This is a genomic window from Streptococcus mitis SK564, from assembly GCF_000148525.1.
Taxonomy (GTDB): domain Bacteria; phylum Bacillota; class Bacilli; order Lactobacillales; family Streptococcaceae; genus Streptococcus; species Streptococcus mitis_H.
Genome location: NZ_AEDU01000005.1, coordinates 1 through 10,194 on the forward strand (window position 1 = coordinate 1; position 10,194 = coordinate 10,194).

10 protein-coding genes and 1 pseudogene are annotated in these 10,194 nt (G+C 40.3%); 9 read left to right on the forward strand and 2 right to left on the reverse strand.

The features are described 5' to 3' along the window. From SMSK564_RS03625 to SMSK564_RS03635, 3 genes are all read left to right on the forward strand, one after another. On the forward strand, positions 1-446 hold a 446-nt coding region (locus tag SMSK564_RS03625), incomplete at its 5' end, for an Ltp family lipoprotein (RefSeq protein WP_000314725.1). A 125-nt stretch (positions 447-571) separates the two neighbouring features. Beyond that, the gene (locus SMSK564_RS03630) at positions 572-1,531 is read left to right on the forward strand and encodes an ROK family glucokinase (protein WP_000078564.1); all 960 of its coding nucleotides are present in this window, start codon (positions 572-574) and stop codon (positions 1,529-1,531) included. Between the two features lie 95 nt (positions 1,532-1,626). After that, positions 1,627-2,466: a thymidylate synthase gene (locus SMSK564_RS03635; RefSeq protein ID WP_000158616.1), complete on the forward strand. Its 840-nt coding sequence runs from the start codon at positions 1,627-1,629 to the stop codon at positions 2,464-2,466. Positions 2,467-2,669: 203 nt separating this feature from the next. Here SMSK564_RS03635 and SMSK564_RS03640 read toward each other — a convergent pair whose 3' ends face one another. Continuing rightward, entirely contained in the window at positions 2,670-2,840 is a 171-nt protein-coding gene (locus SMSK564_RS03640) for a DUF3042 family protein (RefSeq protein WP_001051780.1), read from the reverse strand. 120 nt (positions 2,841-2,960) lie between these two features. On the opposite strand from SMSK564_RS03640, the gene miaA reads away from it, so the two are divergent. Genes miaA through SMSK564_RS03665 form a run of 5 tightly spaced genes read left to right on the forward strand, consistent with a single transcriptional unit; the run spans position 2,961 to position 7,412 of the window. Then, positions 2,961-3,845 (forward strand): tRNA (adenosine(37)-N6)-dimethylallyltransferase MiaA, encoded by an 885-nt coding sequence (miaA, locus tag SMSK564_RS03645; protein ID WP_000850156.1) that lies wholly within the window; start codon positions 2,961-2,963, stop codon positions 3,843-3,845. Next, complete coding sequence (gene hflX / locus SMSK564_RS03650; RefSeq protein WP_000573184.1) at positions 3,838-5,076, forward strand: GTPase HflX; 1,239 nt, start codon at positions 3,838-3,840, stop codon at positions 5,074-5,076. Before miaA ends, hflX begins: the two co-directional genes overlap by 8 nt. Beyond that, on the forward strand, positions 5,069-5,692 hold the full coding sequence (locus SMSK564_RS03655; RefSeq protein WP_000129704.1) for a hypothetical protein: 624 nt from the start codon (positions 5,069-5,071) through the stop codon (positions 5,690-5,692). The genes hflX and SMSK564_RS03655 overlap by 8 nt, the downstream gene beginning before the upstream one ends. A 14-nt stretch (positions 5,693-5,706) precedes the next feature. Beyond that, entirely contained in the window at positions 5,707-6,636 is a 930-nt protein-coding gene (gene rnz / locus SMSK564_RS03660; protein WP_000354329.1) for a ribonuclease Z, read from the forward strand. Between the two features lie 20 nt (positions 6,637-6,656). Further along, complete coding sequence (locus SMSK564_RS03665) at positions 6,657-7,412, forward strand: SDR family NAD(P)-dependent oxidoreductase (protein WP_000104115.1); 756 nt, start codon at positions 6,657-6,659, stop codon at positions 7,410-7,412. Positions 7,413-7,449: 37 nt separating this feature from the next. Here SMSK564_RS03665 and SMSK564_RS03670 read toward each other — a convergent pair whose 3' ends face one another. Beyond that, positions 7,450-8,355: a helix-turn-helix domain-containing protein gene (locus SMSK564_RS03670; protein ID WP_000429573.1), complete on the reverse strand. Its 906-nt coding sequence runs from the start codon at positions 8,353-8,355 to the stop codon at positions 7,450-7,452. A 273-nt stretch (positions 8,356-8,628) separates the two neighbouring features. On the opposite strand from SMSK564_RS03670, the pseudogene SMSK564_RS0101945 reads away from it, so the two are divergent. Further along, positions 8,629-10,194, forward strand: a pseudogene (locus SMSK564_RS0101945) (hypothetical protein); the annotation flags it as partial.

Consider the following 10,194-nt stretch of genomic DNA (forward strand, 5'->3'; position numbering starts at 1 on the left):
ATAGTACATGGCAAGGAAATTACTATTTAAAATCGAATGGTAAAATGGCTGTCAATGAATGGGTTGATGGTGGACGTTATTATGTTGGCGCTGACGGAGTTTGGAAGGAAGGTCAAGCAAGTACAGCTTCTTCTAGTAATGATAGCAATAGTGAATATTCTGCTGCTTTAGGAAAGGCAAAAAGTTATAATTCGTTATTCCACATGTCAAAAAAACGTATGTATAGACAATTAACTTCTGATTTTGATAAATTTTCAAATGATGCAGCTCAATATGCGGTTGATCATTTAGAAGCCGATTATAAATATAATGCCTTATTTAATGCTAAAAACTATAGAAAATTATTTAATATGTCTAAGTCTCGTCTCATCAACCAATTGACCTCTTCTATAGATGGCTTTACAGAGGAAGAAGCTAATTATGCAATTAATCATTTAGATGACTAACAGATACTGGTAGGCGAAAAATTCCTTATAATTCATTCACGCAAACCTTTGCATAAATGAGTGAATTTTGTTATACTAGTACTGTAAGCATTTTCAATTAATTCATAATAAAAAAGGAGAATATGATGAGTCAAAAGATTATTGGGATTGACCTTGGTGGAACTTCTATCAAATTTGCAATCTTAACAACAGCAGGAGAAATCCAAGAAAAATGGTCTATCAAGACCAACATTTTGGATGAGGGAAGTCATATCGTAGATGATATGATTGAGTCTATTCAACACCGTTTGGACTTGCTTGGATTGGTAGCAGCGGACTTCCAAGGAATTGGAATGGGATCACCAGGTGTGGTTGACCGTGAAAAAGGAACAGTTATTGGTGCCTACAACCTCAACTGGAAAACCCTTCAACCAATCAAAGAAAAGATTGAAAAAGCTTTGGGCATTCCATTTTTCATCGATAATGATGCCAACGTAGCAGCTCTTGGTGAACGTTGGATGGGTGCTGGTGATAACCAACCAGACGTTGTCTTTATGACACTCGGTACTGGTGTTGGTGGGGGTATCGTTGCAGAAGGCAAATTGCTTCACGGTGTTGCTGGTGCAGCAGGTGAGCTTGGTCACATCACTGTTGACTTTGACCAACCAATCGCATGTACTTGCGGTAAGAAAGGTTGCCTTGAGACAGTTGCTTCAGCAACAGGGATTGTTAACTTGACTCGTCGTTATGCGGATGAATACGAAGGCGATGCAGCTTTGAAACGCTTGATTGATAACGGAGAAGAAGTAACTGCTAAGACTGTCTTTGACCTTGCAAAAGAAGGAGACGACCTTGCTTTGATTGTTTACCGTAACTTCTCACGTTACTTGGGAATCGCTTGTGCTAATATCGGTTCAATCCTAAACCCATCAACAATCGTTATCGGTGGCGGTGTGTCAGCTGCAGGAGAATTCCTTCTACAAGGTGTTCAAAAAGTCTACGATGAAAATACTTTCCCACAAGTACGTACATCCACAAAATTGGCTCTTGCAACTCTAGGAAACGACGCTGGGGTTATCGGAGCAGCATCACTTGTATTGCAGTAAAATAAAAAAGGAGAAAATTGCTTTCCAGAAGCGAGTGATTTTCCTCCTTTCTTTTTTTATGCTATACTAGTTAGGACAATAAATGAGGTGAGAGAATGACAAAAGCAGATACGATTTTTAAAGAGAATATTGAACGAATCCTCAAAGATGGTGTCTTTTCAGAGCAAGCACGTCCTAAGTATAAGGATGGGACAGTTGCTAACTCTAAGTACGTAACGGGTGCCTTTGCAGAGTATGACTTGGCAAAAGGGGAATTCCCCATCACAACCTTGCGTCCTATTGCCATCAAATCAGCTATCAAAGAAGTTCTCTGGATCTACCAAGACCAGTCAAATAGCTTAGAAGTGCTCAATGACAAGTACAATGTTCACTACTGGAATGACTGGGAAGTGGGTGATACTGGAACCATTGGTGAGCGCTATGGTGCCGTTGTTAAGAAACACGATATCATCAATAAGCTTCTCAAGCAGTTGGAAGCCAACCCTTGGAACCGTCGCAATATCATTTCGCTCTGGGATTACCAAGCTTTCGAAGAAACAGATGGGCTACTCCCATGTGCCTTCCAGACCATGTTTGATGTCCGCCGTGTAGATGGAGAAATCTATCTGGATGCAACCTTGACTCAGCGTTCGAATGACATGTTAGTGGCCCACCACATCAATGCTATGCAGTACGTGGCTCTCCAAATGATGATTGCCAAGCATTTTGGCTGGAAGGTTGGGAAGTTCTTCTACTTCATCAACAACCTCCATATCTATGACAATCAATTTGAACAAGCAGAGGAATTGCTTCGTCGGGAGCCGTCAAACTGCCAACCACGTTTGGTCTTGAATGTTCCAGATGGGACCAATTTCTTTGATATCAAAGCAGAAGATTTTGAGTTGGTGGATTATGACCCTGTTAAGCCACAGTTGAAGTTTGACCTAGCTATTTAATACTCTTCGAAAATCTCTTCAAACCACGTCAGCGTCGCTTCATCAACAACCTCAAAACCATGTATTGAGCTGACTTCATCAGTTCTATCCACAACCTCAAAGCAGTGCTTTGAGCAACCTGCGACTAGCTTCCTAGTTGCTCTTTGAGTATAAAAGAATAGAAAAAAGAAGTTGAGACAATGAATCCCAACTTCTTTTGTTGCTTAACGTGATACGCGACGGCGAGCTGCTTTTTTACGGTTTTCTTCGATGAAAGCTGCTTTTTGCTCTTCTGGTTCAATCACTTTCTTTTTAAATGCGTATACTGCACCTGCGACTGCAGCGACAGTTCCTGCGACACCTGTTACAAGACCTTTAGCGAATCCTTTAGCCATGAGTCTTCCTCCTTTATCTTCTTAATCAGTCAGCCTCTTCAAGAGGTCACATTTTTCTGACTGACCTTTTTGTGTTATAATAATAGTAACGAAAAAATGGGAATTTTTCAAGGAAAAAAGATGAAAACAAAAATAATTGTGATTGTTGGACCGACTGCAGTTGGAAAGACGGCTCTTGCTATTGAAGTGGCCGAACGTTTTAATGGCGAAGTGGTTAGTGGAGATAGTCAGCAAGTCTATCGAGGACTTGATATTGGGACGGCCAAGGCTAGTTCAGAAGAGCAGGCAACTGTTCCCCATCATTTAATCGATGTTAGAGAGGTAACCGAGTCTTACTCGGCTTTTGATTTTGTTTCAGAAGCTAAGATGGCTATTGAGGATATTCACAGCCGTGGCAAGCTAGCCATTATTGCTGGTGGGACTGGACTTTATATCCAGAGCTTGCTAGAAGGTTATCACCTGGGTGGAGAGACTCCCCATGAGGAGATTTTGGACTATCGAGCTAGCTTGGAGCCCTATACAGATGAGGAATTAGCTCATCTTGTGGCGCAAGCAGGTCTTGAAATTCCCCAGTTTAATCGTCGTCGTGCTATGCGTGCCTTGGAAATTGCCCATTTTGGTCAGGATTTGGAAAATCAAGAGAGCCTATATGAACCGCTGATTATCTGCTTGGATGATGAACGTAGTCAGTTATATGAACGTATCAATCGCCGTGTGGATTTGATGTTTGAGGCTGGGCTTTTGGATGAGGCCAAGTGGATCTTTGACCATTATCCAGATGTGCAGGCTGCTAAAGGAATTGGCTACAAGGAACTCTTTCCTTATTTCCGTGGAGAGCAGGCCTTGGAAGAAGCTAGTGAGAGTCTCAAACAGGCGACCCGTCGTTTTGCCAAGCGTCAGTTGACCTGGTTCCGTAATCGCATGCAGGTCACCTTTTATCAGATTGGAGAGTCTGGTGTAAAAGATCGCATTTTAAGCCAGATAGAGGAGTTTTTAGATGATTGAAACGGAGAAAAAAGAGGAGCGGGTCCTGCTCATAGGTGTGGAATTGCAGGGCATGGACAATTTTGACCTCTCCATGGAAGAATTGACCAGTCTAGCTAAGACAGCTGGGGCAGTCGTTGTAGATAGCTACAGACAAAAACGTGAAAAATATGATTCCAAGACCTTCGTCGGCTCTGGTAAGTTAGAAGAAATTGCGCTCATGGTGGATGCAGAAGAAATTACCACTGTCATCGTTAATAACCGCTTGACTCCACGGCAAAATGTTAATCTAGAGGAAGTTCTGGGTGTCAAGGTCATTGACCGTATGCAGTTGATTTTGGATATCTTTGCCATGCGAGCTCGAAGCCATGAAGGGAAGCTCCAAGTTCACCTAGCCCAGCTCAAATATCTCTTGCCTCGCTTGGTTGGTCAGGGAATTATGCTCAGTCGTCAGGCAGGGGGAATTGGTTCCCGTGGACCTGGTGAAAGCCAGCTGGAGCTGAACCGTCGTAGCGTTCGCAATCAAATCACGGATATCGAGCGCCAGCTCAAGGTGGTTGAGAAAAATCGGGCGACAGTCAGAGAAAAACGTCTGGAGTCTAGCACCTTTAAGATTGGTCTGATTGGTTATACCAATGCTGGGAAGTCAACCATTATGAACACTTTGACCAGCAAGACTCAGTATGAAGCAGACGAGCTCTTTGCGACTCTGGACGCGACGACTAAGAGTATCCATCTGGGAGGCAATCTCCAAGTAACTTTGACAGATACCGTTGGCTTTATCCAAGATTTGCCGACAGAGTTGGTGTCCAGTTTCAAGTCGACCTTGGAAGAAAGCAAGCATGTGGATCTTCTAGTTCATGTTATCGATGCCAGCAATCCTTACCATGAGGAGCATGAAAAAACAGTTCTGTCCATCATTAAAGACTTGGATATGGAAGATATTCCTCGCCTTACCCTTTATAATAAAGCGGATTTGGTGAAGGATTTCACGCCTACCCAAACGCCTTATGCCCTCATTTCTGCCAAGTCTGAGGATAGTCGTGAGAATTTGCAGGCACTATTTTTAGAGAAAATCAAGGATATTTTTGAATCTTTTACCCTGCGCGTGCCTTTTTCAAAGTCCTACAAGATTCATGATTTAGAAAGTGTTGCGATTCTGGAAGAACGTGATTATCAGGAAGACGGCGAAGTGATTACAGGCTACATTTCTGAGAAAAACAAATGGAGGTTAGAAGAATTTTATGACTGATATTAAAACCTTAGCTCTAAAATATGGGGGCTATACAAGTCTAGACAAGGTCTATCTGGATCAACTTCTAGCTGGTAAAACAGAGCAAGAGCAGTTGGCACTGATCACTCCTCCGCCTAGCGTGGTCAATGCTTACTTTGCAGAACTCTACCAGAAAAAGAGTCCTGAGGTTGCGACGGATTATTTTTCGGAACTCAGTCAGGAATTAAACCTCTTCAATGCTGAACCTAGTTTCACCCTAGAAAACAAGCCTTTTATTCGGCTTAATCTGTCTGGTAAATCCTTTGGTTTTTGCTATGAGAGTGAGGGTCTTGGTCGAATTTTCTCTGAAAATGCAGAGGAAATCTCGGATGACTTGCTCTTTGAAATTGCGCAAATTTTCCCCCATCAATTAGTCTTTGAGGAGTCTGGCAAGATTTACATGAAGGCTGTTGGAGATGAGGAAGTTGTTAGCATGGAGAGTCTCACAGCTTTGACAGATTTAGAAAGCTTGGCTGATGGTCGCAAGCGTCTTAAAGGTTACAGCCAAGAGGAGTTATTACAAGAAGCTGCTTCTTTTTCTGGCAAACGCTATTTCCGATCGGAAAACCGCACAGCCATGTTATATATTGATTAATTAGAAAGTATCGAATGGATATTCAATTTTTAGGAACGGGGGCTGGTCAGCCCTCTAAAGCCCGCAATGTCTCCAGTCTCGCCCTGAAACTTTTGGACGAGATTAATGAAGTCTGGCTCTTTGACTGTGGAGAAGGAACGCAAAATCGTATTCTGGAAACCACGATTCGACCGCGTAAGGTCAGCAAAATCTTTATCACCCACCTGCATGGAGACCACATTTTTGGCTTACCAGGTTTCCTTTCTAGTCGTGCCTTTCAGGCCAATGAAGAGCAGACAGATTTGGAAATCTATGGACCGCAAGGGATTAAGTCATTTGTCTTAACCAGTCTTCGTGTGTCGGGTTCGCGCCTGCCTTACCGCATTCATTTTCATGAGTTTGACCAAGATTCTCTAGGAAAAATCTTTGAAACCGATAAATTCACTGTGTATGCAGAGGAGCTGGACCACACTATTTTCTGTGTTGGTTATCGTGTCATGCAAAAGGACCTAGAAGGAACGCTAGATGCTGAAAAACTCAAGGCAGCTGGTGTCCCATTTGGCCCACTTTTTGGGAAAATCAAGAACGGCCAGGATGTTGTTTTGGAAGACGGAACTGAAATCAAGGCAGCAGACTATATCTCAGCTCCACGTCCAGGTAAAATTATCACTATTTTAGGAGACACTCGAAAAACGGATGCCAGTGTGCGTCTGGCTGTCAATGCCGATGTCCTTGTCCATGAATCGACTTATGGCAAGGGTGATGAAAAAATTGCTCGTAACCATGGCCACTCTACTAACATGCAAGCAGCACAAGTAGCGGTAGAAGCAGGAGCCAAACGCCTCTTGCTCAACCATATCAGTGCCCGTTTCCTCTCAAAAGATATCAGCAAGCTCAAAAAAGACGCTGCTAGTGTCTTTGAAAATGTCCATGTGGTCAAAGACTTGGAAGAAGTGGAAATCTAAAAGGTTGAGAAAGGATAAGTATGTCTACTATTCTCATTACCGGAGCTAGCGGTGGTCTAGCCCAAGAAATGGTCAAACTCTTGCAAAATGACCAACTCATCTTGCTTGGTCGAAATAAGGAAAAATTAGTCCAAATCTACAGAAATCATCCCTGTGCAGAATTGATTGAAATCGATATTACCGATGATTCAGCCTTAGAAACTCTGGTAACTGACCTCTATCTCCGCTATGGCAAGATTGATGTTTTAATAAACAACGCTGGTTACGGGATTTTTGAGGAATTTGACCAGATTTCTGACCAAGATATTCACCAGATGTTCGAGGTCAATACTTTTGCTCTGATGAATCTATCTCGTCGCCTTGCGGCTCGAATGAAGGAAAGTCGAAAAGGCCATATCATCAATATCGTCAGTATGGCAGGTCTAATAGCTACTGGCAAGTCCAGTCTCTACTCAGCGACCAAGTTTGCGGCCATTGGTTTTTCAAATGCTCTGCGCCTCGAACTTATGCCCTATGGAGTCTATGTGACAACGGTCAATCCAGGACCAATCCGAACAGGATTTTTTGACCAGGCCGATCCAGATGGAACCTATCTCAAGTCGGTTGACCGCTTCCTGCTAGAACCAGATGCAGTGGCTAGAAAGATTGTCAAGATTATAGGAAAAAATAAACGAGACCTCAATCTTCCTGTTTTATTGAACCTAGCCCATAAGTTTTATAGTCTCTTTCCCAAGCTAGCTGATAAGTTGGCAGGGGAAACTTTTAATTATAAATAAAAAAGTTGTTCCTAAAATGGAGCAACTTTCTTGATGATTAGAATAAATCAATTCCAGTCTTATTTAATGCATGGCAATGATAAGTGAAGGCGTTGATAAAATTAGAGTAGTATTGCTGATCAATAAATTTTGCGCTTTGAAGATAATTAAATAAATTTTTTGCTAAGGGAATAGCCTCAGGTTTATTCCATCTAAATTGATTGTAAACATGTTCAACTTCTAGGAACATGAGGGGAATAGCCAGGTAGCCTCGTTCGAAGGTCTGAAGTGATTTAATTTTTTTAATAATATCATCAGCCTTTTGATAGTAACCCAGTTCAGAGAAATATTTTACGGAGAAAGTGAGAGCATTTAAAATACGGATGTAGGTGTCAGTATTAGCACTTTCTTTGTACATAAGTAGTAATTGTTTGCTCATATGGTCAATAAGTTCCATAGGAGAATGATTGACGATGACGCGATAAATTTCAAGTTCGATACTATTAAAGACATCCGATTTCATTAAATGATTGATAATGTTTTGAATTCTGGCAACAGTTTCTGGACTCTTTGATATGGTTGGATAATGTCTTAATTTGATTGATTTAAAAATCATCTCTGCTTGAAGTGAATTGTCTTTTAGATAGACATCAAATAATTTTTCGTATTCTTCAATGTAAGTGAGAATATCTTCTTCATGGACCACATGCTTGCCAAATTCAATAGCAGGTAATTCTAAGCAGTCTCCACCTTTATTTGCATAGGCTAGAACAAAATCATTCCATTCCACTCCGATAACAATTAACAGTTTGGCAAAGTTTTCAAGTGAAATTCCTTTGTCTCCTTTTTCAAATTGACTTAGGAACTGTGGTGATACGATATCTGAGGCGGCTTCCTTTAGGCTGAGTCCTCGTGCTTCGCGCAGATACTTAAATGTAGCTCCAAATGGGTATAGATTTTCCATAAATAATCTCCTTACATACTTCTAAAACTATTATACAAAAATTTAGAGAAAAAATAGAGAAAAGAAAACTATAGTTACAAAATATTAGAATTCTATGCTATTTTTGGATTTTTTAAATAACATTGAAACTATAGTTTAAATGCCGAAAAATTTAAATATCTATTATGGTATGATAAGGGAAAGAATGGAAAATAAAGTAAGCTTGTTATACTAGTATAACAAGGATTGACTTACCACTCAATCCTATTCTATCAGTCATTAAAGGAGAAAATGATGAAGAAACTGAAAACCCTCACAACTTCAACAGCTATTGCGCTTGCGTCTGTTGGTGTGCCTGCATTTGCTCAAGAAGCAACTACTACAACAGCAGTTGATGCAACTGCTGTAAACGAACCAGCTCTTGTTTCAAAAGCTGTAGCTGATGCAAAACCAGAAGTGAAGAAATCTTCTGATGTCAAGCCTGCTCTTGATGCTCAAGCGTCTACTGTTAAGCAAGTTGAAGCTGAAAGTGAAACAGCAAAAGCTGAAGCTACTTCTGCTAATCAAGCTGTTACAACTACTGAAACTGCTTTGACAAGCGCTAAAGAGGACTTGAAGTCTGCGGAAGCTGTTAAAGCCAATGCTACAGAAGAAAATATCACAGCTACAAAAGCTAAACAAGATGCCAATGTAAAAGCTCAAGAAGCTAATCAAAAAGCAACTGAAGCGTCTACTGAAGCGATTAAAGCACAAACTGAGACTGTAGCAACTGAAACAGCTAACGTTGCCAGCGCAACAAGTAAGAAAGCTGAAGCGGATAAAATAGTAACCGCTAAAGAAGCGAATGTAAAATCAGCTGAAGACGCGCTAAATGGTTCAGGACTTGGTGAAGCAAAAGCCTCACTTGCCCAAGCAGAAAAAGATATTGAACAAGCAAATGCGAATATTTCAAGCGCAACAAAAGCTGTCGAAACCGCTAAGAAAGCAGATAGCAACCGCGCAGAAGCCATCAAACAAGCTACAAACAATGTGAATGTCAAAAATGACGCCTTGAAACTAGCTAAAGAAATGATGGACGCAGACCAAAATAAAGTTGAATCCATCCAAACAAAAGCAGATTCCCTTAAACATGAAGTCGACCTAGCTGAAAATTCTGTTGATACTGATGATAGTAAATTATCTTTAGAAGAAAAATATGCAATGACTCTATTATCAGAAATAAATGATGAAACAGGAAAACTTTACTTTAAAGAACAGACTTCTACACTTTCCACGCATATGAAAAAGTTTGCGGAACTAGTTCAAAATAATAAATATCAAGAAGCACAAACATATGCTAGTTTAAATTTGCTTAATCAAATGTATCAGTTATACAAAGATGAAAAATCACAAAATTTAGTTAGAAAACTAGTTGGTGATGAGATTTTTAATAGAAGCTATACTATAACTGATGGAAAATTAATCTTATCTAAGGAAGATTATAAGGCATTAAATATCGTATTTTCATCAAAGTTGAATGCTTTTAGAAAATTATTAGGTGTTAAACCTATTAATCAAATTACAGAAGCAAATATTGAATCAGGTTTTAAAGCTATGGATATTTGGAATCGTTATGTTAATAGCGATGAAAATAAAAATAAAGCAATTTCTGAGATACCAGACCATATATTAGGGACAAACGAAGAGCTTCAACAAACAGGAGCTTTTGCAGAGAATACTCGTAAATTTACATCGTTATCAAAGTCAAGTTATTCGTTTAATGACCTGAGCAATAACTTTACAGATAGCATGTTATCATTTGCATTTCTTGATGCACACTCTAGTTTTGGTCATTATAAAAATTTATTTAATAGTCCAAAT